We start from the raw sequence: 23,388 nt of genomic DNA, 5'->3' as shown, positions 1-23,388 counted from the left end.
TAAAAAATAATATTATACTCAATATGGTCTATTTCTTTTCGACATCCAACCTTAATTTAAATTTTTCAATTATAATCTATTTATGATTTTGAGCAATCATTTCTCTAGCATTTTCTCTTGTTAATTCAGTTACACTTGCTCCAGAAATCATACGAGCAATTTCGTCAATTTTATCTTCTTTTTTTAACTCTTTCACTTGAGTTGTTGTACGATCATTCTTAGACATTTTACTAATTAATAAGTGATGATCACTCATAGAAGCTACTTGCGGTAAGTGAGATATACAAATAACTTGAATATATTTTGCAATATCTCTCATTTTTTCAGCCATTTTTTGAGCTGCTTGACCAGAAACACCCGAATCAACTTCATCAAACAAAATAGCGGTTTGACCTCTTGATTCAACGAATATACTTTTTAACGCTAGCATAATACGAGAAAGTTCTCCTCCAGAAGCTATTTTATTTAAACTTTTAAGTGGTTCGCCCTTGTTAGGACTAATTAGAAACTCTACAAACTCAATTCCTTCTATTGTAGGAGTTTCTAATGGCTGAAATGAAATTTCTAGGTTAGCATCTTTCATTTGTAAATTTTGAATTTCAGTCACAATATGATCCCGTAATGTTCGAGCTACAATTCGTCTTTCCTTTGATAATGACTGTCCATATTTTATTACTTTTTCATAAAGTAGGTCAATTTCTTCTTTTAATTGAGAAGTACTTTCTTCATAATTTTCAATCTTAGCAATTTCATTTTCTAATTTAGATTGATAAGTAATAAGTTCATCAATGTTTTTACCGTATTTACGTTTGAGATTATTCAGTAAGTTCATTCTAGATTCTAATTCATTAAGTAATTGTTCATCGAATTCAGTATTTGACATTTCATCGTATAGTTCATGTTTAGCATCCTCTAAGGTATAGTAGAACTGATCAATATCTTCTTTAAGTTTTTTAAATCTACCTGGAATAATGTCATCAATAGTTTGTAAATGATTACTTAATTCATATAAACGGTCAGTGATAGCATGTTCATCTGTAAGTGTGACATGTGCATTGTTTAATGCTAAACTTAATTTTTCAGAATTCTGGATTCGTTTTATATCAGATTCTAATTGAGTAATTTCACCTTCTTTTAGAGAGGCTTCTTGCAATTCCTCAAATTGAAACTTCATTAAATCAAGACGTTGCAATAATGCTTGATCAGCAGACTGTAACTCTTCAAGTTCTTTTTTCTTTTCTTTATATTCATTAAATGTAGTTTCATATTGTTCTTTAACACTGCTATATTGATTTTCAGCATAATCATCTAATAATTTCAAATGATATTTTTGTTTTAATAACGTTTGCGTTTCATGTTGGCCATGTATGTCTAAAAGTTCTTGCATCACTTTTCTTAGATCTTGAAGAGTAACAATTTGATTATTAATACGACAAATACTTTTTCCCGAACTAAAAATCTCTCTTTTTACTAATAGAAAGTCTTCATCAATATCAATATCTAACTCATTTAAAACTGAAATGGCCTCTTTACTATTATCAATATCAAAAATTCCTTCAATAATTGCTTTTTTTTCTCCATGTCTTACAAAATCAGAAGAGGCACGCATACCAATAAGTTGGCCTATTGCATCTATAATAATTGATTTACCAGATCCAGTTTCACCGCTAAGCACAGTTAAACCATCAGAAAAGTGAATTTCGAGTTCATCTATAATTGCAAATTGCTTTATTGATAAGGTTTGTAACATAGATTAATCGCATCCTTATAATAAATTGAAAATTCTTGTTTTAATTGTAAGACTTGCTTCTTCATCTCTGCATATTAATAGACAGGTATCATCACCACAAATAGTTCCTAATACTTCATCCCAATCAATTTGATCTAAGATTGCTCCGATAGATTGAGCATTACCAGGAAGCGTTTTTAGCACGAGTAAGTTTCCTGTTCCTTCAATATTTACAAATGAATCCATTAAGTATCTACCTAATTTTTCTAAAGGATGGTACTTTCTATCGTTAGGAAGGCTGTATACATATTGTCCTGATGAAGCAGGTACTTTAATTAATTGTAATTCTTTAATATCACGAGAGACAGTCGCTTGAGTAACATTTAGGTCGTATTCATTTAGACGTTTTACAAGTTCATCTTGTGTTTCAATTTGTTCACTTGAAATAATCTCTCTTATTTTTATATGTCTTACAGATTTTTTTGCCATTATGAACACTCCTAGTTTCGAATATTTATACAATGATTTTAACACAACGTTATTTTAACTACTACTAAAGTTATCCTTTAGAAAGGTTGATTTGAAGAATGATATTATTATTTATGATACTTATCATCATATTTTCTATTTAAATTAAATTTAAATTTATATACATTTATGCATTTAAAATCATTAAAAGTAGAATACTAAAACAAAAAACTCTTTAAAGATTATTGTTTTAATAATCTTTAAAGAGAAAAACTCTAACTATTAATGGTCACGTGAATAAAATAAATCTACAATTTCTAGAAGTGGTTCCACATCATATTGTAATTTCAATTGATTAATTGCATCTATTGCAGCATCTTTATGATATTTTAATTTTTCTTCAGCACCTGATTTACCAAGTAAAGAAACATAAGTACTTTTATGGTTTTCTAAATCGCTTCCCACTTTTTTACCCAATTTTTTCTCGTCACCATAAACATCTAATAAATCATCTTTTATTTGAAACATTAGGCCTAAGTGTTCACTGAAACTATTTAAAGTATTTAAAATTTCATCGTTTACATTGGCAATATCGGCAGCACTTAAAATAGAAAATTTTAAAAGAGCTCCAGTTTTTGTCCTATGAATTTGCTCTAGAGTATGTAATTCTATTGGAGTATTCTCACTATCCATATCTAAGGTTTGGCCACCAACCATGCCGAGATTGCCACTATCATGTGCAAGTCTTGAAATAACTTTTACTTTTGTTTCAGCATCTAAGTTTTTATCATTTGCAATTAATTCAAATGCTTTTGTTAGTAAGGCATCTCCCGCTAAAATCGCTTTCCATTCTCCGTACACTTTATGATTTGTTAATTTTCCTCTTCTAAAATCATCATTGTCCATTGCAGGTAAATCATCATGTATAAGTGAATAAGTATGAATCATTTCTAATGCCAATGCGGTTTGTAAACCTTTTTTATAATTTTCATTTAACACTTCTAAAGTCAGTAATACAAGCACTGGACGAATTCTTTTACCACCAGCATCAAGTGAATATTGCATACTTTCCTCTAGTTTAGTATTTAAAGGAGACGGTTTTATAATACCGTCAAGATTATTATTTATAATTTCAATCAATTCATTCATTGATTTCTTCAACATCATCTTCATCCTTTGCTTCTTCTTTGATTAATTGATTTACTTTATTTTCAGCATCTTTCAAAGTTTTGTCACAAGCAGATGATAATTTCATACCACGTTGATATAAATCAAGAGATTCTTCTAATGAAACAGTTTCATTATCTAACTTTTGAACTATACTTTCTAATTCTTTCATCATTTCTTCAAAACTTTGTTGTTCTTTACTCATCTTCACACCTTACTTTCTTAACTATAGCATCTACATTACCGTCTTTCATTGATAATGTGATTTCATCTTGTTCATTTAAATCATGTGTGCTTGTAATGACTTTATTATCCTTATTAACAATTGAATATCCTCTTAACATTGTATTAGTTGGACTAAGTTGATTTAATTGTTCAATTTTATTTTTTAAATTAGCTTTATTATGATTAATTAAGTTATATGTTAAATTTATTAATCTATTTTCATTATTACGGCTCATTTTTTGATATTGTACAATTGAATCATTTAATCTTCTTATATTAAAATGTTGACGCAATATAGCGATATTGTTTCTTTTTTTGTCAATATTTAATATTAAAAGTTGTGTTAGTTTTTTCTCTAAATCATCTCTTCGTTGAATCTGTTGATCATATAACAATGTAGGTTGTTTAAATTTATAATATGATGATAAATAATCTAATTGTTTATGTTGTTTTTCTACTAGTTGTTTAATACTTTTAGTAAGAGAAAATCGATACTGATGTATTTGTTGAATGAGTTCGTACTGATCTGGTGTGGCGATAACAGCAGCTTGAGTAGGAGTTGCTGCTCTTATATCTGCTACAAAATCACTTAGAGTAAAATCAGTTTCATGTCCTACAGCTGAGATAATTGGTGTATGACACTCATATATAGCTCGAACAACTGCTTCTTCATTGAAATTCCATAAATCTTCAATAGAGCCGCCTCCACGACCTAGAATGATGGTATCTACTCCTAAAGTATCTGCATACTTAATTTTTTCAATAATATCATTTTTAGCATTAATACCTTGTACTAATGTACTAATTGATATTTTTTCTACTAGAGGGTATCTACTGTCTATGGTAGTATGAATATCTCTGATTGCTGCTCCAGTATCAGCTGTAAGAATAGCAATCTTTTTAGGGAATCTAGGGATTGCTTTTTTATGATCTTGATTAAAAATCCCCTGCTTATTTAGTTTTTCTTTTAATTGTTCTAACTTTTGGTATAAATTTCCTATACCGTCAATTTCCATTTTATTAACATAAATTTGATAATTTCCTCTACGTTCATAAACCGAAACTCGAGCTTCTAATAAAACTTCGTCTCCTTCTTTAGGATCAAATGTCAGTTTAGAAGCATTTCCCTTAAACATCATAGCACTTATCACACTATTTTTATCTTTCACATTAAAATAAAGATGACCACTAGAATGTTTTTTAAAGTTTGAGAGTTCACCTTTTAATAGGATAGATTGCAAGTGTGGATCTTGATCAAATTTATATTTAATATATTTAGTTAAAGTAGAGACACTTAAATATTCTGACATGATTCATCACTCAAATATGTTTATTTTATATTACTTAAGACACCGTTTATAAATTTATAATGACCTTCATCACTAAATTGTTTTGTTAGCTCTACTGCTTCATTAATGATTACTTTAGGAGGCGTATCACTATGAAGCAATTCAAATGTAGCCATTCTTAAAATAATACGATCCGTTTTTAATAATCGTTGTATAGACCAGTCTTTTAATTTTGGTTCAATTGTTTGATCTAAAACTTGTTCATGATCTTTAACCCCTGTAACAAGCCAATGGATGAACTCAAAATCTAAGTCTGGGTAATCGTCTTTTATAAAATTGATAGCTTCATTGATTGTTAAATCTGTATTTTTCATTTCTAGTTGAAACAATGTCTGAAATGCTTGTTTTCTTGATTCTTTACGACTCATAAGAAACTCCTTTGTGTTATGGTAACTTTAATTTATTCAGCTGTGATGTGCATGATATGAATGTTAATTTCTTTTGGTTCAATAGATGTCATTGTTTTAATGGAATTAAAAATAGAAGTCTGAATTTTACTTGCAACTTTAGCTATTTTTATTCCATGTTTAATAGAGCAATAAACATCAATATGAATACCATCATCTTTAGTATTAACTTTTAAATTTTTATTTAAATTTTTACGACTTATTTTTTCAATATTACTATTTTTTAGTTCATAAAAGTGCCCAGTTACTCCTTCAACTTCAGAAACAGCAATACTTGCTATTACTGAAATAACTTCTGGTACAATTTCTACTTTACCTAAATTAGAATGTGAATAATCTGCTACATTTACCATTGTTTTATCCTCCTATTCACTCTCAGCCATAATATTATACTTTTCTAAAAAGTTTGTATTATAATCTCCAGATTTAAAAATATCATTATTCATTAATTTAAGATGGAATGGAATTGTTGTATCTATTCCTAGAATTAAATATTCACTTAGTGCTCGAATCCCAGTCATTATTGCTTCATCTCTAGTAGGTTCATGCACAATCAATTTTGCTACCATTGAGTCATAATAAGGAGGAATCGTATAGTTTGTATAACATGCTGATTCGATTCTCACTCCGTATCCTCCTGGCGCAAGGTATTGTGTAATTTTACCTGGTGAAGGCATAAAATTTTTATATGGATTTTCAGCATTAATTCTATATTCAATAGCATGGCCACTTATTGTAATATCCTCTTGCGCATAAGGTAGTGGTTCGCCCATAGCAACTTTTAATTGCAATTTCACTAAATCTACACCTGTTACCATTTCAGTAACTGGATGTTCTACTTGAATTCGTGTATTCATTTCCATAAAATAGAATTTATTTTCATTTAAATCATATATGAATTCTATAGTACCAGCATTTTCATAATTCACTGCTTTAGCTGCTCTAATAGCGGCTTTACCCATTTCTTTACGTTTTTCATCTGTAAGTATTGGCGAGGGTGACTCTTCTACTAATTTTTGCATACGTCTTTGAATTGTACAGTCACGTTCACCTAAATGAATTACATTACCGAATTGATCACCAATCACTTGAATTTCAATATGACGGAAATTTTCAATGAATTTTTCTAAGTATAATCCACTATTACCGAAAGCTGTTTGTGCTTCTTGTTGTGTCATACGGTAACCATTTTCTAACTCTTTCTCATTTCGTGCAACACGAATACCTTTACCTCCGCCACCAGCAGTAGCTTTAATAATAACTGGATATCCTATCTTTTTAGACACTTTTTTAGCATCTTCAATCGAATCAACTAATCCATCACTTCCTGGTACTACAGGCACGTTAGCTGCTATCATTTCAGCTTTAGCTACATCTTTAATACCCATTTTTTGAATAGATTGATAACTTGGTCCAATAAATTTTAATTGGCAAGCTTCACAGAGTTCAGCGAAATCACCATTTTCGGCTAAAAATCCATAACCTGGATGAATTGCATCACATCCTGTTGAAGTCGCTATAGATAGGATGTTTGGGATATTTAAATATGAATCTTTAGACTGAGTTGGACCGACACAATATGCTTCATCAGCGATTTGAGTATGTAATGCATCTTTATCTCCCTCAGAATATATAGCAACAGTTTGAATACCTAAATCATGGCAAGCTCTAATAATTCTAACTGCAATCTCACCACGATTTGCGATTAATACTTTTTTCATTATTTCACCTTAAATAACGGCTGGCCATACTCTACCATTTGTCCGTCTTCAACTAAAATTTCAACAATTTCTCCTGTAACTTCTGCTTGAATTTCATTAAATAATTTCATGGCTTCTAAGATACATACAGTTGAATCATTAGTGACTTTATCTCCAACTTGTACATAAGCTTCCTCTTCAGGTGATGGAGATTTATAAAAAGTCCCTACCATCGGAGCATTAATTGTTTCGTAGTTTGACGTTTCATTTTCTTGGTTTACTTCACTAGTTTGAGACATTTCATTTGCCATTGGTGTTTGTACAGATGGTTGAGATGCCATCACTGTTGGTTGTTGGGAATATTGAGGCGTAATAATTTCAGTTTCTTTTTGTTTTTTTAAATTAACTACGCTACCTTTATTATCTTCTATATTAATTTCAGTTAAACTTGATTCATCAAGAATTTGAATTAATTCTTTAATTTCTTTAAAGTTCATAATTTAATGACTCCTCGACTTAGTTTTCATCTACCCGTCTATTTTACTTGAGTGTGAAAATCAATTCAAGCTTGTTCATTTAACTGAGATCTAACTTATGATTAAAAAAGTATATCAATAATTATAATATAGTAAATTTATATTAAAAATTAGATACTAAAATATTGATTATTCTTTTTAATTACTTATATAAAAACAGGTTAATCCATAATTAAATATGCATTAACCTGTTTTAATTTAAATTTTTAAAATTATTAATTATGCTCTTGAAATGTAACTACCATCGCTTGTATTAATAACTAACACATCGCCTTCGTTAACGAATAATGGTACATTTAAAGTATAACCGGTTTCAACTGTAGCAGATTTTGTAGCACCAGTTGCAGTATCACCTTTAATACCTGGCTCTGTTTCAGTAACTTCAAGTTCAACAGTTTTTGGTAATTCAATACCAATCGTTTCACCTTCATATGACTGAATTTGAACTTCCATATTCGCTTTTAAATATTTTAATTCATCTTTTAAGTAATCGCCAGATAATTCTGTTTGATCAAATGTTTCATTATCCATGAAGACATGAGTATCTCCATCAGCATATAAATATTGCATACGACGATTTTCAATCATTGCTTGTTCTACTTTTTCACCAGCTCGGAAAGTTTTTTCTTGAATAGCACCTGTTCTTAAATTACGTAATTTTGAACGAACAAAAGCAGAACCTTTACCTGGTTTTACGTGTTGGAAATCAATTACTTTCCAAATTCCATTATCTACTGAAATAGTTAAACCTGTTTTAAAATCATTAACCGAAATCATTCAGTTTCCTCCTCAATTATACGCTTACTATAAAATAATAAGGTCTTTTGTGCATTTAGTAAAGACTTCACACCCATTTTCAGTAATTAAAATGTCATCTTCTATACGCACTCCACCAAGACCATCTACATAAATACCTGGTTCAATAGTAACACAATTATTAACTTGAACTGTATCATTAGTATTTTTAGATAATACTGGGCCTTCATGAATATCCAAACCAATACCATGACCTAAAGAATGACCAAATTCATTACCATAACCATGTGCTTTAATATAATCTCTAGATAATGCGTCAGCTTCCTTAGTTGTCATACCTGGCTTGATTTCTTTAATTGCCTTTATTTGAGATTGAAGCACGATAGTATAGATTTCTTTCAATTTTTTATCAGGTTCACCAATCGCAAATGTTCTAGTAATATCTGAACAATATCCTCTATAATATGCACCAAAGTCAAGAGTAATCATGTCACCTTTTTCGATTACTTTATCACTAGCAACTCCATGAGGCAATGCCCCTCTATAACCAGAAGCAACGATTGTATCAAATGATGGACCATCAGCGCCTAGTTCTAACATTTTGCTTTCAAGCAATGCTTTTAACTTTCTTTCAGTCATTCCAACTTTTGCAATGTTTAAAATGTAGTTATAAGTATCATCCACGATCTTAGCCGCATATTTTATTTTATCGATTTCTTCAGGTGATTTAATTTCTCTAATTTTTTCAATGGCATTGCCTATACTTACGTAATTCGTATCAATTTGGCTTAATTCTCGAAACGTATCATAGCTAACTAAATGACCTTCAAAACCTACTGTTTTATACTGCTCGTTTTTTATAATTTCTTTTATCTCATCAATAATCCCACTACGTCGATTTACAATTTCAAAGTGAGTGGCTTGATTTGTGGCTTGTTCAATATAACGGAAATCTGTAATCAACTTATTTTCATTATTAGAAATGATTAAAGCGCCACTTGTTCCAGTAAAATCAGAAATATAACGTCTATTATAGTCAGATAATATAACAAGAGCATCAAGATGTTCACTTTCTAATATATGACGAACTTTAGCTAATTTATCCATTTAATCCACTCCTAGTATAACGTTTGTACATTTTTATTATATACATTAAAATAATAACATACTTAAAATATTAAAGATATTTTGATTTAGGGAGATTTACATGAAACGATTATTAACGATTTTAGGAGCTTCTTTGTTTTTGGTTGGCTGTGGCTCTCAAAATTTAGGACCTTTAGAAGATAAAACAACCAATTTAAGAGATGAGAATCATCATTTAAAATTAAAAATTCAACAACTAAATCAAGATATAAATAATCAAAAATCTCAGTTAGAAGCATTAAACAAAGATAAAAAGGATGTATCTAAAACTGTTGATAATAATAATGAAGCCAATTTTTTACAAGCTTCTTCAAATTATTATCAAGATATTGCTAAGATTATCGATAAATTTAATCAACTTGATTTAAATAAAACTAAAAAAGATGATAAAAATCAAAATCTTGAAAAGCTAAATTCATTATCAAATGATATAGATGATACCTACAGTAAATATAAAAGTGATACCGATAAAGGTAATATATCAAATGATAATACTAACGAAGACAGAAATATTAAACAAATAAATAAAAATCTTCAATCTGCTTTTAAAGATATTAAAAATGGATATGAATCTAATAATAAAAAGAAAATAAATCAAGGTAAGATGAAGTTATCACAAATTAATGTTTCTAGTAGTTCATAAAATAGGAGTTTTTTAGTTGAAAAATATTATATTTTATTTCGTTTTAATTATAGCAGCTATAGGTTTACTGCTAAATCTAAATATTTTTGTAATGTCGTTCATGAAATCAATTTTCACACTTATAATTATTGCTCTTATTATTTATTTTATCTATTATTTTTTCTTCCTTACAGAAGATCAGAGAAAATACCGAAGAGCAGTCCGAAAATATAAAAAACGACAACGAAAATAAAAACAAGGAGGTTCAAGAGTATTAGTACTCTTAAGCCTCCTTGTTTTATATTTATTTTTTATATAACCACTCTTCTGAACGATATTTTTCTTCAAGATCTTTTACTTCGGCTAGTTGATTTTCAGTTAGAGATAGTGGTTTAAATTCGATATCTAATCCTTTTTTAAATCCTTCTTCAAATGCTTTTTCCATTTCTTCAATAGAGATGTGTCTATCTGATATATCATTTATTGCTACAGCTTTATCTACGAAAGCTTTTTTCATTTTTTCTTTCAAGCGATCATTCTTAAAAATAAACATATCAAATAATTCGTCTACATCTACATCTTGAAGTAGTGATCCGTGTTGAAGAATAACGCCCTTTTGACGTGTTTGTGCACTACCTGCAATTTTACGTCCTTCAACGACCAATTCATACCAACTTGGAGCATCAAAGCAAACGGCACTTCTTGGTTGTTTTAATTTTTCTCTTTCTTCTTTAGAACGTGGAATAGCAAAATAAGCATCAAATCCTAATAATTTAAAGCCCTCTAAAAGCCCCTCTGAAATGATACGGTAAGCTTCAGTAATTGTAGAAGGCATATTTGGATGAGCTTCAGGTACGATAACACTATATGTTAATTCTTTGTCATGTAGAACGCCTCTGCCCCCAGTTTGACGACGAACTAAACCAAATCCTTTTTCTTTTACTTTATCGATATCAATTTCTTTTTTTAATCTTTGAAAATAACCTACAGATAAGGTAGCAGGATTCCAAGTATAAAATCTAACTACAGGATCAATTTCCCCTCTTGAAACAAAATTTAATAAGGCTTCATCCATCGCCATATTATAATAAGGGTCGTGGCTTCCAGTATTGATAAAATTCCATGTTTCAGTCATATAAAAACTCCAATCACAACTTAATTTATATCAATTCAACGTTAATATTACGTTAGAATGTATCAGTAATAGAAACAATAAAAAAATTTTGATAAATTGGGCTAACACCTTTATAATTAATAATATCGGGTAATTAGGGAGGATGCAATATGAATGTATCTTTGATTATAGCATTAATAATTATAGTTTTAATAATCCTTTACATGGTTGGAAATTTCTTTCTTAATCGACGAGCTGTAACTGAACTAGATCAAAACGAATTTCACAAAGGTTTAAGAAAAGCCCAAGTCATTGATGTACGTGAAAAAGTTGATTATGATTATGGTCATATTAATGGTGCTCGCAATATTCCAATATCTATGTTTAGACAAAGATTTCAAGGTTTACGTAAAGATCAACCTGTATATCTTTGTGATGCAAATGGTATTGCCAGTTATCGTGCTGCTCGCATTTTAAAAAAAAATGGATATAAAGATTTATACATGCTTAAAGGCGGCTATAAAAAATGGACTGGTAAAATTAAAACTAAAAAATAATTATCAGAAATAAAACTCTCAAGAAATTTCTTGAGAGTTTTATTATTTCTGAAATTAAACCATTCATTATTAAAGTTTTTCTTGATGTAAATCTTCAAATTTAAGAATAGGTTTACGAGCTGCAGTTGTTTCATCCAATCTATCAATGATAGTTGTATGAGGTGCTTCTAATACTTTATCAGGATCACTTTCAACTTCGTCTGCAATTTGAAGCATTGCATCAATGAAGTAGTCTAAAGTTTCTTTAGATTCAGTTTCAGTTGGTTCAATCATCATACCTTCTTCCACATTTAGCGGGAAGTAAATTGTTGGTGGATGTACGCCAAAGTCTAGTAAACGTTTTGCCATATCCAGAGTACGGACACCATATTCTTTTTGTTTAGATCCACTTAAGACAAATTCATGTTTACAGTATTGTTCATAAGGGATTTCATAATGATCTTTTAATCGCGCTTTAATGTAGTTCGCATTTAAGACAGCTGCTTCAGATACTTCTTTTAATCCTTGTGCACCCATAGTTCTAATATACGTATAGGCTCTTAAATAAATACCAAAGTTACCATAAAATGGTTTTACTCGACCGATTGAATTTTCAATATCATTATCATATTTAAATGTATCACCGTCTTTAATCACCATTGGTTTTGGTAAATAACTTGCTAATTCTTTTTTTACGCCGACTGGGCCTGAACCAGGGCCACCACCGCCATGAGGACCTGTGAATGTTTTATGCAAGTTTAGGTGCACAGCATCAAATCCCATATCTCCAGGACGAACTTTATCCATAATAGCATTTAAGTTTGCTCCATCGTAATAGAGTAACCCACCTGCTTCATGAACAATTTCACGGATGTCCATAATGTTTTTCTCAAAGATACCTAAAGTATTTGGGTTAGTTAACATAATAGCAGCGGTATTTTCGTTAACGACACGCTTTAAGTCTTCGATATCAACTTCACCGCGTTCATTAGATTTTACAGTTACTGATTTAAATCCAGCAAATGAAGCTGAAGCAGGGTTTGTACCATGTGCAGAGTCTGGAACAATAACTTCATTACGATGCCCCTCACCATTTTTTATATGATATGCTTTAAAAATCATTAAAGCTGTCCACTCACCATGAGCACCTGCTGCTGGTTGTAGAGTTACTTCATCCATACCTGTAATTTCTTTTAGTTCTTCTTGTAAACTATATATAATTTCTAATGAACCTTGAATTTGTTCTTCCTCTTGAAGTGGGTGAGATTCTGCAAATCCAGAAATACGAGCAACTTTTTCGTTGATTTTCGGATTGTATTTCATAGTACAAGAACCTAAGGGATAAAACCCAGAATCTACCCCAAAGTTTTTATTCGAAAGTTCCGTGTAATGACGTACTAAATCTAATTCTGCCACCTCAGGAAACTCTGCTTTATTTTTACGAATAAATTTATCATCTAAAATACTTTCAACAGAGTCTGTTTTAATATCACTTTGTGGTAAAGAGTATGCATATCTACCTTCTCTAGATCTTTCGAAAATTAATGGACTAGATTTACTTACTACCATTTAGCTCACCAGCTTTCTCAACAAATGTATCAATCTCTTCTTTAGTTCTTAATTCAGTAACAGCAATTAACATGTGATTATCAAAGTCTGATGAAGCTTCACCTAAGTCAAAGCCTCCGATAAAACCATGATCTGCTAAGTTTTTATTTACATCTTTGATAGGTCGATCAAACTTAACAACAAATTCATTAAAAGATGTACCATCTAGAACTTCAAAACCGTTGTTTTTAAATTGATTTTTAGCATAATTAGCATGTTCTAAGTTTTGAACCGCAATATCATAAATACCTTGTTTACCAAGAGCTGACATAGCAATTGAGGACGCTAAAGCATTCAATGCTTGGTTTGAACAAATATTTGATGTGGCTTTATCACGACGGATATGTTGTTCACGAGCTTGTAAAGTAAGAACAAATCCTCTATTACCTTCATCATCTTGAGTTTGTCCTACTAATCTGCCAGGAACTTTACGCATTAACTTTTTAGTAGTAGCAAAGTAACCACAATGAGGACCGCCAAATTGAGTAGGAATACCAAATGGTTGTGTATCACCAACAACAATATCTGCTCCAAATTGTCCTGGAGGTGTTAAAACGCCTAATGCTAATGGGTTAGAATAAACAATGAATAACGCTTTTTTATTTGCAATATAAGAATGAATTTTTTCTAAATCTTCAATTGATCCATAGAAATTAGGATATTGTACAGCAACTGCTGCAGTATCATCATCAATGGCTTGTTCTAATTTTTCTAAGTCAGTAATCGTTCCATTTAAATCAACTTCAACAATTTCAAATTCTTTTCTTACTTTAATATACGTTTTTAATACTTGTAGAGCCTGATAATGGAGACCTTTAGATACTACAATTTTGTTCTTTTTAGTATGATTGAAGGCTAATATACAAGCTTCGGCAAAGCTAGTTACGCCATCATACATAGACGAATTTGCGACATCCATTTGAGTAAGTTCACAAACTAATGTTTGGAATTCAAAAATTGCTTGTAGTTCACCTTGAGAAATTTCAGGTTGATAAGGTGTATAAGCAGTATAAAATTCAGAACGAGAAATCATAGCGTCTACTACTGCAGGTGTGTAATGATCATATACGCCTGCACCTAAAAAACTTACATGTGTTTCTTTAGTAATATTTTTATTTGCAATAGTATTCAATCTTCTTAAAAGTGAAGTTTCAGCTTCTGAACTATCTATATTCAAATCTCTATTAAGTAAAATATCTTTTGGAATATCTCCAAAGAGCTCGGTAATTGAACTTGCTCCAATTGTTTCTAACATTTCTTTTTTATCTTTATCAGTTAATGGTATATAACGATGACTCACACTGCACACCCCTTAGTTATTTTTCGATTTGATTTTTCTTAACAACTTTAGCTTTTAATTGTCTTTTACGAACTTGAACTAGTAATTCTTTACCTAACTCAAATTCATCACGATCAATAATAGCCATAGCAATTGATTTTCCTGAAGAAGGTGATTGAGTTCCTGAAGTAATTTCACCTATTTCTTTTCCATCAAGATTCATTACTGTATAACCAGTTCTTGCAATGCCTTTATCTATAAGTTCTAAACCCACAGTACGTCGTTTTGACCCATTCTCTTTTTGATCTTTTAAAACAGATTTACCAATAAACTCATCTTCAATTAAAGGTTTAGCAGCAAAAGCAATTCCACCTTCATAAGGTGTGATTGATTCAGTGAGATCTTGTCCATGAAGAGGTAAACCAGCTTCTAATCTAAGTGTATCTCTTGCACCTAAACCACAAGGGACAACGCCTTTATCAATAAAACCATTCCAAATGTCAACTGTATCACTTGAATTACAATAAATTTCAAAACCATCTTCACCTGTATATCCAGATTGAGATAAGATAACATTTTTTCCAAAAATAGTTACATTTTGTTTGAATTCAAAAGGCTTCATTCCACTTACATCAACATCAACAAGTTCACTTACTAAAGTTCTTGCTTGAGGGCCTTGAATCGCTAATTGACCATATTGTTCAGATACATTTGTTACAGCAACATTAAATTTAGATTGATGTTTTTGAATCCATTCGAAATCCTTATCAGTATTGGCTGCATTAACAATTAATAAGTATTTGTTATCAGCAATCTTATATGTTACTAAATCATCAATAATACCACCTTCATCATTACATAAAGCTGTATATTGAGCTTTAGTTTCAGATAAATTAGTAGTATCATTTGAAAGTAAATATTGAACAAATTTACTAGCATTTTCACCTTCAATTAAAATTTCTCCCATATGACTTACATCGAACATACCCACTTTGTATCTAACTGCGTTATGTTCTTCTTTAATACTAGTAAATTGGACAGGCATAGCCCATCCACCGAATTCAACTATTTTAGCACCACTATTTACATAAGTTTCATATAATGGTGTCTTTTTTAATTCGCTTGTCATTTAAAAACCCCCTATTTTTTATAAAAAAAGCAGAGTAGCAGAAGCTACCCTGTCTAAATAACAAATCCAGGACTGCGTAACAGTATTATCCTTTTGCCTGAGAGTTTCGTAGTTTACTTGCACCTTCGGCGATAACATGACATAATTTCAAAACAACTATAGAATCAGTTCAAGTTATTCTCTCTAATACTGATCATTCGCATGGTATATGATTTAAAATTGTCTTATATACACATTCAATTGTTTTACTACTATCTACTTTTGTGGATGCGATTTCATTATATCTTGAAACTCTCGATAAATACAAGTCTTTTAATTGTTTTTCACTTTTGTTTTTCGCATTTGGTCTATGTGGATCATTAGCAATTCTATTATAGATAATATCAATATCACAATCTAACCAAATAACTGTTTTATTTTTTAAAAGTGAGATAGAATCATCGTTTTCTATAATTCCTCCCCCCGTTGATATAATATCGTATTTACCAATACAATCCTTTAAATATTGATATTCTACCTTACGAAATCCTTTTTCACCAATTTCATTAAAAATATCTGGTATTGTTTTAAATTCTTTCATTTCTATATATGTATCTAAATCAATATATGAACAGTGTATTTTTGAAGCCAAATATTCGCCAATAGTACTTTTACCAGTACCCATAAAACCTGTTAATATAAGTGGTAAATAAGAATGAGTCATCCTAATCGCCTCTCTTAAGTTTATCACTTATTATATTATCATAATATATTTGAATATTATGGATTGTTTTTAATTTTATACTATATTGAGCAGAATAAGTAGATATAATTATAAAATATATACTAAGAATAAATAATGTATAGCTACTTATATATCCTTTCATTTTATAAAAATAAGTTTTTTTCATAGTAGTCGTTTTTATCACCTATTTTTAGATTTAATTTTATGATGCTAGAAGGTAAAATTTGAAATTCTGCATTGATGACATTATTTAGTAAAACGATATTGCCATTCCCATTAATTTTGTAAAATAGTTTGCTGTTTTTAAATTCTATGTAATTTTTAGACGATTCATTATCAATAATAATTGTATGTTTATCCTTAATTATAAGAGAATGATGTTTTTTCGAAATAATTTGAGTTATATTTGTCTGAAAAAAAGCATATTCTGTTTGATAACTATTATATGATTCGTATATATAGGAATGAGTCATTTTAATTAATTGAGGAAAAAATGTTAACATCATTGTTGTTAAAAATAATGAAACTAATATTTCTAATAAAGTGAATGATTTTAATTTAATATTCAACGCATGATTCGATTTCAGTTTCTTTGTGAAGTCCACATATTTTATTAGAATAAAGTTTAATATGATAATCACCTAAATTTATACCTTTTGAAATGGTTTTTTTATCATAATGGTTGAGACTACTCATTATGATTTGCTTAATTTCAACAATTTGGTATTCTTTTTTTAATGTATGATTTAAACTGATTAGTAGTGGAATTAAAGTGAAAACTATAGTAGTGAATATATATAAGCTAAATAAACTATCGATGAGTAACACTGCTTTAAATTTTAAAATATCTAATTCTTCCTTTTTCAATATTAATGATCAACTTATATTGGTGTTGATTAATTTTCAATATTAAAGAGCCAAACTGATTTATTCTTCCTTCTTTATTAAAAGTGATTTTATCTAAATTTTTAACTTCAACTATTTTTCCATCTTCAATATCATAGTTGTACCGCCCACCATGTGCTTCTATTACTTTTATAATTGAAGAATGTTTTGAAATTAACAATGTAATAGATTGATGATCACGCATCGCTTTAGATTTAAAATATTCTAATTGATTAACAAATTGTGTTGCTTTTATATCGTCTGATAAAGAAATATTATTAAAAACATTTCCCCTTAAAGTTGTATTAAGTAAGACTGTTAAAATCAAAATGATTAATAGGCTCTCTATAAAAGTGAACGATTTAATATTCTTACTCTGCAACTGCTTCTCCATTTTTAATACTGATAGTTTCTCCAGACTTACAAGATGATTGTCCTTGTTTTATAAACCCTTCAGTTATTAAATCCTCAATAGAATTAGGAACTCTATTATGTTTTAAAGTATAAGCTTCAATTTGACTATTGACCATTTTTACTTGAGCTTCACAGCCTGTTGATTGAATATGTGACATTTGTTTAGCTATATTTGGAATAATGAGAATGAGTAAAACACTAATTATTAATAGTACAAGTAACATCTCAATTAAAGTAAAAGCTTTTAATTTATTTTTGAATTTTTTCATAGAAAAACTCCATTTTACTTTACTTAATATTTTGCATAAGTTGGAACATGGGTAACATGATCACTAGATACAAACAGACTATAAAGGCTCCTAAGAATATAAATACGATAGGTTGGATAATTTTTGATTGTTTTAAAGCTGTTTGTTGGAGCCTTTGAATTAATATTTGACAATACATTTTCAACTCAATATCTAATTTATTATTTTTCTCACCTTGCTTAATAAACTGTATTAAATCATATTGATAACATGGTATTTTAACCAAAATATTGGGTAAATTAATGCCTCTATTTAGTTCATTTTGAATAACGATACCAATATAGTTCAAAAATGTGTTGTTTTGTAGATGAATGTACATATCTACAACTTGTTGAATACTAATGCCATTTTTATAAAATAAAGCTAAATCATTAGCAAGTTGATATGTTTTTATAGTCGAATAATAAAAACGTACAATTGGTATGTAAGAAATGAATGTAAGTTTTTTGGGTATATCTAATTTATTGAGAAAGATAAATATAATGATGGATAAAGTTAGTAAAATAGAAAAAACAAAAAGAAAAATTTGCGGTAAATGACTTATTAAATATGTAATAATAATTTGTAATAAATTAAATTTAACATCCATCATTGAATACAGATGTTCAAATTGAGGTAAAACTGTATAATTTAATATACTTAACATAGTTATAAATATTGCAATTAAAATAATGGGATATTGAATAGCTTTTAATATTCGTTGTTTAGCTTGAAGATTGGTTTTTAAATAATTCACTGCTTCCTCTAGTGCTTCATTTATATTCCCATATTTCTGCGCAAATTGAATTTGAGTGATAATAGATTTAGGATAGCCTATCAATTCTAATATTTGATCGCATTCTCCTCCCGTTTTTATTATTTTAACTATTTTATTTGCTATATCTTTATTTTTATAATTAAAATACAAATTTATAAAATTAAAACATTCTAATAATGTAAATCCACTCTTAAGTAAGTTATTCAAATTATTTAGAAGTATAATTTGTTGATTTTCGCTAAGAACTTTAGAATGTTTGTTAAATATATTTGTCAACCACATCTTCACGTATAAGTCCTTCTTTCGATAGCGATAATAATTTTTCTTTTAAATTATTAAATGTCTCAGGAAGCGTATGGTTATGTTCAAAAAAATATTGAATTTGATTATTTGTAATGGACTCACAAACAAGCTTTCTTTGATTTGAAGTAGTTGTAACTAATCTTTGATTTGAAATGACATTTATTGCTTGTGAAATTTCTTGAACACTAATCCCCATCTCTAGCAATCTGAGTATTGCACCCTTACAATTGCTTGAATGCATGGTAGTTAGCACTAAATGACCACTTAAACTTGCTTGAATAACACATTTTGCCACTTCAGCATCTCTAATTTCACCAATTAAAATAACATCTGGATCACATCTTAATATTGCTTTAAATGAACTAACATAATCTATACCGGCTTTATGATTTACTGACACTTGTGTTATGCCTTTTAATAATTGTTCAACCGGATTTTCAATTGTAATAACATTTAAATTTAATTCTTGAAAAGCATAGAGTACTAATTGATACATCAAAGTACTTTTACCTGAACCTGTTGGACCAGTTAGTAAAATGAGACCCTGCTTTTTATTCATTAACGGTTTAAAGTCATTAAAGTTCTTATACTCTCTTTTAGAAGTGAAATATTGAGGGATAAGTCTGATTGAACAATGATAAAAATAAGGGTAAATAAAAGTATAAAAGCCTATTAAATCAACGTTTTACAATTTTAATACTCCTATTATTTTCAGTTTTTCTATTCTGTTATGTCATAATTATGTCATGACATAAACTGCAAGTAAAAGATGTCGCTACCCTTAACTACCACAGTTGAATTACCAACAAATACATAATTTGCACCGTCAGAAACTTTTAAATCATGTATGTTGTCTATCTCAACATTTGTCACTCGTTCAGAATGTGGATATGAGTATTTAACTTCTTTTACTTCTTCAATATCAACATACTTATCATTTTTTAATTGGATAAAACAATTCATCGTAAAACCTCCTTATATACATATGTAATTATACACTGTTTTAACTATAAATAAAAGTTATCATATTTAACATTATCTATAACTTTATGTTATAATAAAGATGTACCGAAAAGGTACACGTTTCATAATTTTTCGTCTATAACGTTTTGCGACCATGCAACAATGTTTTTCATTAGTTCTTGTCACCGGGCTTTTCACCCGGTGTTTTTTTATGTTTCTACTTATCCGATATGCGTATAAATATATTATCTTGCAACACAGACCCTCTCTCAGCGTCTTATTTATACGCTTTACCATAAATAGTTAATGTTCTATTCAAGCCATTATCATTTTGAACAGATTCAATGTTAAAATCTAGATCTTTCCACTTAATACGCTGTTTTGAATTTATACCCTCTCTATATCTGATAATGAATCTTATAGGAATTTCTGACGCTTTGAATCCAGAACCCAAATACTCATTACCACGAATTGTTTTGATGTCTGCCCACGGTTCTGCAATTACTTCCTCTTTATAATCATTAGGCATTGGCCCACCACTTACCCTTTCAATTATTTTTATTTTATTATTAAAATGATATGCCATTGTTTATCCTCCTCACATCGCTCTTAAAAAACTTTCATAGTTATCAAATAAACCTACATATGCGTCTAACATAGACGCTGTACCGTCAATACGTCTTTTAGGTGACTGATTCTTAACAGGCACAATGTTTCCGTTTCTATCTGTTTCAATTCCTGTATTCGTTAAGCACCACTTTAATATAGGGTGGTTATTATAATTAATCTTTTTCTTTTGCAGGTCTGCCCCCATATTCTGCATTGGTAAGCTAAGCGTCTTAGCCCCTTGTGGCGTTCTAATCATCTTAAATCCGTTTGCTTCCATTTCATCTACCCAGTATCTTGCTGAATAGTTATCATAGTATATCCATAATGGTGTTATATCGTACTCATTGAGCATTTCTTTAAACCATTCTGTAATGTCGCTATAATCAATCGTATTGCCACTACATAAGCGTAATAGCCCCTGTTCGTGCCATTTGTCATAAGGTATTTTGTCCTCATCTACACGCTTACGCAAGTTGTCCTCAGGTAGCCAATACATTTGATGAATGTAACGCTGCTCAGTTTGTGGATCTAAGAATAACAATGTGGCACAACTTAGGTCAGTCGTAATACTTAAATCTGCACCACCTATGGCATAAGTGCCTTTAAATTTTGTGATGTCGAATGTATCAGTATTATTAATATCTTCAAATGTGAGCCATGCTTTATTAGTCGTTTCACGTATGTTGAAATCTTTTGTAAGTATTCCTGTTAAGTCATTAGGATTATTTTTAGCACGTGACACTTTACGTTCTAAGTCCTCAACTTTTTTAGAAATATGTAGTGAAGGATTAGCTTTTTGCCAACACTCAGGATTTTTATATTCTTCCTTATCATCAAGTTCATACATAATCGGTAAAAAGTTATCATCTTTAAATTGACCGTCTACCACATTACACGCATACTCATATAAATCATCAAAGATAGTACCCCTATGTGTTCCAGCTGTTGTAATCATGATAAGTAATGGCTGTGTACGTGCCGACTGTGATTGTTTCATTACTTCATATAAATTTCTATCTTGAATAGAATGTAGTTCATCAATCACAACCAAATGAGCATTTAATCCGTCTAATGAATTGGAGTTCTTTCCTAGTGATTGCATTTTGCTAAAGTTATGTGGAAAGTATAAATCAGCTTTACGCTTACGGATATTTCTATTTAAATCAGGACTTTGCATAATCATCTCGTGTGATTGGTCGAATAAAATATTTGCTTGATCCTTTTTACTAGCCACAGAATAAACTTCCGCCCCACTTTCCCCGTCTGCAATCATCATATATAGAGCAATTGCTGATAACATAGTTGTTTTACCATTCTTACGACCTACAAAGAAAAATGATTCAGTATAGCGTCTGTGACCTGTTTCTTTATCTATAAAGCCAAATAGAGCCGATATATACGCCTTTTGAAATAGTGCTAGTTTTAATGGCTTGCCAGCTAGTTCACCTTTGGAATGTCTGCAAAATGATTCTATAAACTGGATAGGTCGCTCTGCTTTCTTTTCATCATACACATATTTAGGGTGGTAGTTCATATCTTCAATAAGTTTCTCATACTGCTTATAGATACGCTTTGATACAGTCACACGCCCCTCTTTCATCTCTTGCCAGTATTCTAAGATGTAATTAGGCATTTTCTACAAATTCCATAAATGCGTCTGATTCTTCAACTTGTGCAGGAATGAGAGATAAAAGTTGTTTGAGTGTCGCATTGTATTTTGTAACTGTTGTATTGTATGACTTCATTGCAGGATTTTCTTTTAGATATGATTGCTCGCCCTGTGTAAATACATAGGTTGCCCCTTCTTGTCTTACTGTTCTCTTGAGTTCGTTCATGGTTTCTTTCATAAATGCTAGTTCTTCTAGCAAGTCATAAGCGACCGATTTATTTTTCATATCTTCTTTATCTATTTCTTTTTTAAGTTGTTCTAAATTAATTGAAATACTTTTCTTATTCATAAATTCACCTTCTTAATTTGATTATCTTACCCCTAAATTTTTAAAATCTCGAATGGAGGAAAAGTTAAGTCCCACGCCGCTCCTTAGACTTATGAAATTTTAATTAGTAACTGGGGGGACTAAATTTGTGTAATATTACCCTTTTCATCAAACATTAATCCGTCTGCGATTGTTCCACCTGCAAAATGTTCTTTATTGTGACAGTCCAAGCATAATGCTTCCAAGTTATCCCAACCATAAGCGATATGTGGATTGATATAATTATCTTCATTTAGCCATTCTTTGTGGTGACAAATGACTGCTAAACCTCCACAACGCTCACATATATAATTTTGTGATTGCATATAAGCGTTTCTGCACTTCTTCCATGTGTTCGACCTATAAAAAGACTGCGATATACTTCTAGTCATTGTAATTCAGCCCTAACGCTTTCAGTGACATCAATAATCCGTCAATTGTACGCTTTAAACGTTCAGAATCTTGTGTTTGAGGATCAAACCACAGTTGCAAGATGAATTTAGCTGTTGTTTGTGCTAGTGGTACATCATCATCAAGCCATGTGCGACCAGTTGTAATATATAAATAGTTTGGTATGGCTTCAATGAGTGGCTCGATAATATCATCATTAAAATCTCCGTCAATGCGTAATGCTTCACGACCTTCTTCTAAACTAATAATTGTTTTATTCATATACTC

29 protein-coding genes, 1 pseudogene and 1 riboswitch are annotated in these 23,388 nt (G+C 30.1%); of the genes and pseudogenes, 3 read left to right on the top strand and 27 right to left on the bottom strand.

Translation table 11 applies throughout. From position 1 onward, the window contains the following. Positions 1 to 76 precede the first annotated feature (76 nt). The 11 genes from recN to HMPREF3046_RS05480 form a co-directional block, all read right to left on the bottom strand. Positions 77 to 1,750, bottom strand: coding sequence for a DNA repair protein RecN (recN, locus tag HMPREF3046_RS05530; protein WP_070717324.1), 1,674 nt, complete (start codon positions 1,748 to 1,750; stop codon positions 77 to 79). A gap of 15 nt (positions 1,751 to 1,765) precedes the next feature. Next, entirely contained in the window at positions 1,766 to 2,218 is a 453-nt protein-coding gene (ahrC, locus tag HMPREF3046_RS05525; protein ID WP_070717322.1) for a transcriptional regulator AhrC/ArgR, read from the bottom strand. A gap of 261 nt (positions 2,219 to 2,479) precedes the next feature. After that, the gene (locus tag HMPREF3046_RS05520; protein ID WP_070717319.1) at positions 2,480 to 3,361 is read right to left on the bottom strand and encodes a polyprenyl synthetase family protein; all 882 of its coding nucleotides are present in this window, start codon (positions 3,359 to 3,361) and stop codon (positions 2,480 to 2,482) included. Then, positions 3,339 to 3,569 carry an exodeoxyribonuclease VII small subunit gene (locus HMPREF3046_RS05515; RefSeq protein ID WP_002449791.1) on the bottom strand — a complete coding sequence of 77 codons (231 nt, stop codon included), beginning with the start codon at positions 3,567 to 3,569 and terminating at the stop codon, positions 3,339 to 3,341. Before HMPREF3046_RS05515 ends, HMPREF3046_RS05520 begins: the two co-directional genes overlap by 23 nt. Continuing rightward, on the bottom strand, positions 3,562 to 4,899 hold the full coding sequence (xseA, locus tag HMPREF3046_RS05510; protein ID WP_070717315.1) for an exodeoxyribonuclease VII large subunit: 1,338 nt from the start codon (positions 4,897 to 4,899) through the stop codon (positions 3,562 to 3,564). The genes HMPREF3046_RS05515 and xseA overlap by 8 nt, the downstream gene beginning before the upstream one ends. Positions 4,900 to 4,919: 20 nt before the next feature. Beyond that, on the bottom strand, positions 4,920 to 5,306 hold the full coding sequence (nusB, locus tag HMPREF3046_RS05505; RefSeq protein ID WP_017176252.1) for a transcription antitermination factor NusB: 387 nt from the start codon (positions 5,304 to 5,306) through the stop codon (positions 4,920 to 4,922). A gap of 32 nt (positions 5,307 to 5,338) precedes the next feature. After that, a complete protein-coding gene (locus tag HMPREF3046_RS05500; RefSeq protein ID WP_070717313.1) occupies positions 5,339 to 5,698 on the bottom strand; it encodes an Asp23/Gls24 family envelope stress response protein in 360 nt (119 codons plus the stop codon). 12 nt (positions 5,699 to 5,710) lie between these two features. Continuing rightward, complete coding sequence (gene accC, locus HMPREF3046_RS05495) at positions 5,711 to 7,066, bottom strand: acetyl-CoA carboxylase biotin carboxylase subunit (protein ID WP_070717310.1); 1,356 nt, start codon at positions 7,064 to 7,066, stop codon at positions 5,711 to 5,713. Next, positions 7,066 to 7,542 (bottom strand): acetyl-CoA carboxylase biotin carboxyl carrier protein, encoded by a 477-nt coding sequence (gene accB, locus HMPREF3046_RS05490; protein ID WP_002449862.1) that lies wholly within the window; start codon positions 7,540 to 7,542, stop codon positions 7,066 to 7,068. Before accB ends, accC begins: the two co-directional genes overlap by 1 nt. A gap of 258 nt (positions 7,543 to 7,800) precedes the next feature. Continuing rightward, positions 7,801 to 8,358 carry an elongation factor P gene (gene efp, locus HMPREF3046_RS05485; RefSeq protein ID WP_002449752.1) on the bottom strand — a complete coding sequence of 186 codons (558 nt, stop codon included), beginning with the start codon at positions 8,356 to 8,358 and terminating at the stop codon, positions 7,801 to 7,803. Positions 8,359 to 8,385: 27 nt separating this feature from the next. After that, positions 8,386 to 9,444, bottom strand: a complete 1,059-nt coding sequence (locus tag HMPREF3046_RS05480; RefSeq protein ID WP_070717308.1) for a M24 family metallopeptidase — start codon at positions 9,442 to 9,444, stop codon at positions 8,386 to 8,388. 100 nt (positions 9,445 to 9,544) lie between these two features. On the opposite strand from HMPREF3046_RS05480, the gene HMPREF3046_RS05475 reads away from it, so the two are divergent. Both HMPREF3046_RS05475 and HMPREF3046_RS11505 read left to right on the top strand, forming a co-directional pair. Then, positions 9,545 to 10,126: a putative periplasmic lipoprotein gene (locus HMPREF3046_RS05475; protein ID WP_070717304.1), complete on the top strand. Its 582-nt coding sequence runs from the start codon at positions 9,545 to 9,547 to the stop codon at positions 10,124 to 10,126. Positions 10,127 to 10,142: 16 nt separating this feature from the next. Continuing rightward, positions 10,143 to 10,358, top strand: a complete 216-nt coding sequence (locus HMPREF3046_RS11505) for an SA1362 family protein (RefSeq protein ID WP_070717302.1) — start codon at positions 10,143 to 10,145, stop codon at positions 10,356 to 10,358. 51 nt (positions 10,359 to 10,409) lie between these two features. On the opposite strand, the gene HMPREF3046_RS05465 is transcribed toward HMPREF3046_RS11505, so the two are convergent. Then, positions 10,410 to 11,240, bottom strand: coding sequence for a lipoate--protein ligase family protein (locus HMPREF3046_RS05465; protein WP_070717300.1), 831 nt, complete (start codon positions 11,238 to 11,240; stop codon positions 10,410 to 10,412). A gap of 149 nt (positions 11,241 to 11,389) precedes the next feature. Here HMPREF3046_RS05465 and HMPREF3046_RS05460 point away from each other — a divergent pair, with 149 nt between their 5' ends. Next, positions 11,390 to 11,776, top strand: a complete 387-nt coding sequence (locus HMPREF3046_RS05460; RefSeq protein WP_002449897.1) for a rhodanese-like domain-containing protein — start codon at positions 11,390 to 11,392, stop codon at positions 11,774 to 11,776. A 69-nt stretch (positions 11,777 to 11,845) separates the two neighbouring features. Here HMPREF3046_RS05460 and gcvPB read toward each other — a convergent pair whose 3' ends face one another. The 15 genes and pseudogenes from gcvPB to HMPREF3046_RS05375 all read right to left on the bottom strand — a co-directional run bounded on the left by gcvPB (position 11,846) and on the right by HMPREF3046_RS05375 (position 23,382). Further along, the gene (gene gcvPB, locus HMPREF3046_RS05455; RefSeq protein ID WP_070717297.1) at positions 11,846 to 13,324 is read right to left on the bottom strand and encodes an aminomethyl-transferring glycine dehydrogenase subunit GcvPB; all 1,479 of its coding nucleotides are present in this window, start codon (positions 13,322 to 13,324) and stop codon (positions 11,846 to 11,848) included. Then, the gene (gene gcvPA, locus HMPREF3046_RS05450; protein ID WP_070717294.1) at positions 13,311 to 14,663 is read right to left on the bottom strand and encodes an aminomethyl-transferring glycine dehydrogenase subunit GcvPA; all 1,353 of its coding nucleotides are present in this window, start codon (positions 14,661 to 14,663) and stop codon (positions 13,311 to 13,313) included. Before gcvPA ends, gcvPB begins: the two co-directional genes overlap by 14 nt. Positions 14,664 to 14,679: 16 nt before the next feature. Further along, complete coding sequence (gene gcvT, locus HMPREF3046_RS05445; protein WP_070717290.1) at positions 14,680 to 15,771, bottom strand: glycine cleavage system aminomethyltransferase GcvT; 1,092 nt, start codon at positions 15,769 to 15,771, stop codon at positions 14,680 to 14,682. A 75-nt stretch (positions 15,772 to 15,846) separates the two neighbouring features. Next, positions 15,847 to 15,968: riboswitch (glycine riboswitch) on the bottom strand. Then, positions 15,965 to 16,474 (bottom strand): shikimate kinase, encoded by a 510-nt coding sequence (locus tag HMPREF3046_RS05440; RefSeq protein WP_070717288.1) that lies wholly within the window; start codon positions 16,472 to 16,474, stop codon positions 15,965 to 15,967. Its footprint overlaps the riboswitch before it by 4 nt. Before the next feature lie 164 nt (positions 16,475 to 16,638). Beyond that, the gene (locus HMPREF3046_RS11415; RefSeq protein ID WP_256278219.1) at positions 16,639 to 17,064 is read right to left on the bottom strand and encodes a type IV pilus minor pilin ComGF family protein; all 426 of its coding nucleotides are present in this window, start codon (positions 17,062 to 17,064) and stop codon (positions 16,639 to 16,641) included. A 263-nt stretch (positions 17,065 to 17,327) separates the two neighbouring features. Beyond that, a complete protein-coding gene (comGD, locus tag HMPREF3046_RS05420; RefSeq protein WP_070717278.1) occupies positions 17,328 to 17,762 on the bottom strand; it encodes a competence type IV pilus minor pilin ComGD in 435 nt (144 codons plus the stop codon). After that, positions 17,752 to 18,063: a competence type IV pilus major pilin ComGC gene (comGC, locus tag HMPREF3046_RS05415; RefSeq protein ID WP_070717276.1), complete on the bottom strand. Its 312-nt coding sequence runs from the start codon at positions 18,061 to 18,063 to the stop codon at positions 17,752 to 17,754. Before comGC ends, comGD begins: the two co-directional genes overlap by 11 nt. Positions 18,064 to 18,082: 19 nt before the next feature. Beyond that, on the bottom strand, positions 18,083 to 19,147 hold the full coding sequence (gene comGB / locus HMPREF3046_RS05410) for a competence type IV pilus assembly protein ComGB (RefSeq protein WP_070717273.1): 1,065 nt from the start codon (positions 19,145 to 19,147) through the stop codon (positions 18,083 to 18,085). Next, positions 19,119 to 19,796, bottom strand: a pseudogene (locus HMPREF3046_RS05405) (ATPase, T2SS/T4P/T4SS family); the annotation flags it as partial. The pseudogene HMPREF3046_RS05405 and the gene comGB, both read right to left, overlap by 29 nt. A 110-nt stretch (positions 19,797 to 19,906) precedes the next feature. Further along, positions 19,907 to 20,125, bottom strand: a complete 219-nt coding sequence (locus HMPREF3046_RS05400) for a hypothetical protein (RefSeq protein ID WP_070717271.1) — start codon at positions 20,123 to 20,125, stop codon at positions 19,907 to 19,909. Between the two features lie 277 nt (positions 20,126 to 20,402). Further along, entirely contained in the window at positions 20,403 to 20,711 is a 309-nt protein-coding gene (locus tag HMPREF3046_RS05395; RefSeq protein ID WP_070717269.1) for a phage head closure protein, read from the bottom strand. Between the two features lie 12 nt (positions 20,712 to 20,723). Next, on the bottom strand, positions 20,724 to 22,367 hold the full coding sequence (locus HMPREF3046_RS05390) for a terminase large subunit (protein ID WP_070717265.1): 1,644 nt from the start codon (positions 22,365 to 22,367) through the stop codon (positions 20,724 to 20,726). Next, positions 22,360 to 22,692 (bottom strand): hypothetical protein, encoded by a 333-nt coding sequence (locus HMPREF3046_RS05385; RefSeq protein ID WP_070717261.1) that lies wholly within the window; start codon positions 22,690 to 22,692, stop codon positions 22,360 to 22,362. Before HMPREF3046_RS05385 ends, HMPREF3046_RS05390 begins: the two co-directional genes overlap by 8 nt. A gap of 119 nt (positions 22,693 to 22,811) precedes the next feature. Further along, a complete protein-coding gene (locus tag HMPREF3046_RS05380) occupies positions 22,812 to 23,036 on the bottom strand; it encodes an HNH endonuclease (RefSeq protein WP_256278218.1) in 225 nt (74 codons plus the stop codon). A 58-nt stretch (positions 23,037 to 23,094) separates the two neighbouring features. Further along, positions 23,095 to 23,382 carry a head-tail connector protein gene (locus HMPREF3046_RS05375; RefSeq protein WP_070717255.1) on the bottom strand — a complete coding sequence of 96 codons (288 nt, stop codon included), beginning with the start codon at positions 23,380 to 23,382 and terminating at the stop codon, positions 23,095 to 23,097. Positions 23,383 to 23,388 lie beyond the last annotated feature (6 nt).

Source organism: Staphylococcus sp. HMSC070D05 (genome assembly GCF_001815595.1).
Classification (GTDB): Bacteria; Bacillota; Bacilli; order Staphylococcales; family Staphylococcaceae; genus Staphylococcus; species Staphylococcus hominis.
This window is presented reverse-complemented; position numbering and strand designations above follow the sequence as displayed.

Excerpts from the sequence above, each read along its gene's own strand:
- recN (WP_070717324.1), bottom strand. The coding sequence starts at position 1,750 with ATGTTACAAACCTTATCAATAAAGCAATTTGCAATTATAGATGAACTC.
- ahrC (WP_070717322.1), bottom strand. The coding sequence starts at position 2,218 with ATGGCAAAAAAATCTGTAAGACATATAAAAATAAGAGAGATTATTTCA.
- HMPREF3046_RS05520 (WP_070717319.1), bottom strand. The coding sequence starts at position 3,361 with ATGTTGAAGAAATCAATGAATGAATTGATTGAAATTATAAATAATAAT.
- HMPREF3046_RS05515 (WP_002449791.1), bottom strand. The coding sequence starts at position 3,569 with ATGAGTAAAGAACAACAAAGTTTTGAAGAAATGATGAAAGAATTAGAA.
- xseA (WP_070717315.1), bottom strand. The coding sequence starts at position 4,899 with ATGTCAGAATATTTAAGTGTCTCTACTTTAACTAAATATATTAAATAT.
- nusB (WP_017176252.1), bottom strand. The coding sequence starts at position 5,306 with ATGAGTCGTAAAGAATCAAGAAAACAAGCATTTCAGACATTGTTTCAA.
- HMPREF3046_RS05500 (WP_070717313.1), bottom strand. The coding sequence starts at position 5,698 with ATGGTAAATGTAGCAGATTATTCACATTCTAATTTAGGTAAAGTAGAA.
- accC (WP_070717310.1), bottom strand. The coding sequence starts at position 7,066 with ATGAAAAAAGTATTAATCGCAAATCGTGGTGAGATTGCAGTTAGAATT.
- accB (WP_002449862.1), bottom strand. The coding sequence starts at position 7,542 with ATGAACTTTAAAGAAATTAAAGAATTAATTCAAATTCTTGATGAATCA.
- efp (WP_002449752.1), bottom strand. The coding sequence starts at position 8,358 with ATGATTTCGGTTAATGATTTTAAAACAGGTTTAACTATTTCAGTAGAT.
- HMPREF3046_RS05480 (WP_070717308.1), bottom strand. The coding sequence starts at position 9,444 with ATGGATAAATTAGCTAAAGTTCGTCATATATTAGAAAGTGAACATCTT.
- HMPREF3046_RS05475 (WP_070717304.1), top strand. The coding sequence starts at position 9,545 with ATGAAACGATTATTAACGATTTTAGGAGCTTCTTTGTTTTTGGTTGGC.
- HMPREF3046_RS05465 (WP_070717300.1), bottom strand. The coding sequence starts at position 11,240 with ATGACTGAAACATGGAATTTTATCAATACTGGAAGCCACGACCCTTAT.
- HMPREF3046_RS05460 (WP_002449897.1), top strand. The coding sequence starts at position 11,390 with ATGAATGTATCTTTGATTATAGCATTAATAATTATAGTTTTAATAATC.
- gcvPB (WP_070717297.1), bottom strand. The coding sequence starts at position 13,324 with ATGGTAGTAAGTAAATCTAGTCCATTAATTTTCGAAAGATCTAGAGAA.
- gcvT (WP_070717290.1), bottom strand. The coding sequence starts at position 15,771 with ATGACAAGCGAATTAAAAAAGACACCATTATATGAAACTTATGTAAAT.
- HMPREF3046_RS05440 (WP_070717288.1), bottom strand. The coding sequence starts at position 16,474 with ATGACTCATTCTTATTTACCACTTATATTAACAGGTTTTATGGGTACT.
- comGC (WP_070717276.1), bottom strand. The coding sequence starts at position 18,063 with ATGAAAAAATTCAAAAATAAATTAAAAGCTTTTACTTTAATTGAGATG.
- HMPREF3046_RS05400 (WP_070717271.1), bottom strand. The coding sequence starts at position 20,125 with ATGAATTGTTTTATCCAATTAAAAAATGATAAGTATGTTGATATTGAA.
- HMPREF3046_RS05395 (WP_070717269.1), bottom strand. The coding sequence starts at position 20,711 with ATGGCATATCATTTTAATAATAAAATAAAAATAATTGAAAGGGTAAGT.
- HMPREF3046_RS05390 (WP_070717265.1), bottom strand. The coding sequence starts at position 22,367 with ATGCCTAATTACATCTTAGAATACTGGCAAGAGATGAAAGAGGGGCGT.
- HMPREF3046_RS05385 (WP_070717261.1), bottom strand. The coding sequence starts at position 22,692 with ATGAATAAGAAAAGTATTTCAATTAATTTAGAACAACTTAAAAAAGAA.
- HMPREF3046_RS05380 (WP_256278218.1), bottom strand. The coding sequence starts at position 23,036 with ATGCAATCACAAAATTATATATGTGAGCGTTGTGGAGGTTTAGCAGTC.
- HMPREF3046_RS05375 (WP_070717255.1), bottom strand. The coding sequence starts at position 23,382 with ATGAATAAAACAATTATTAGTTTAGAAGAAGGTCGTGAAGCATTACGC.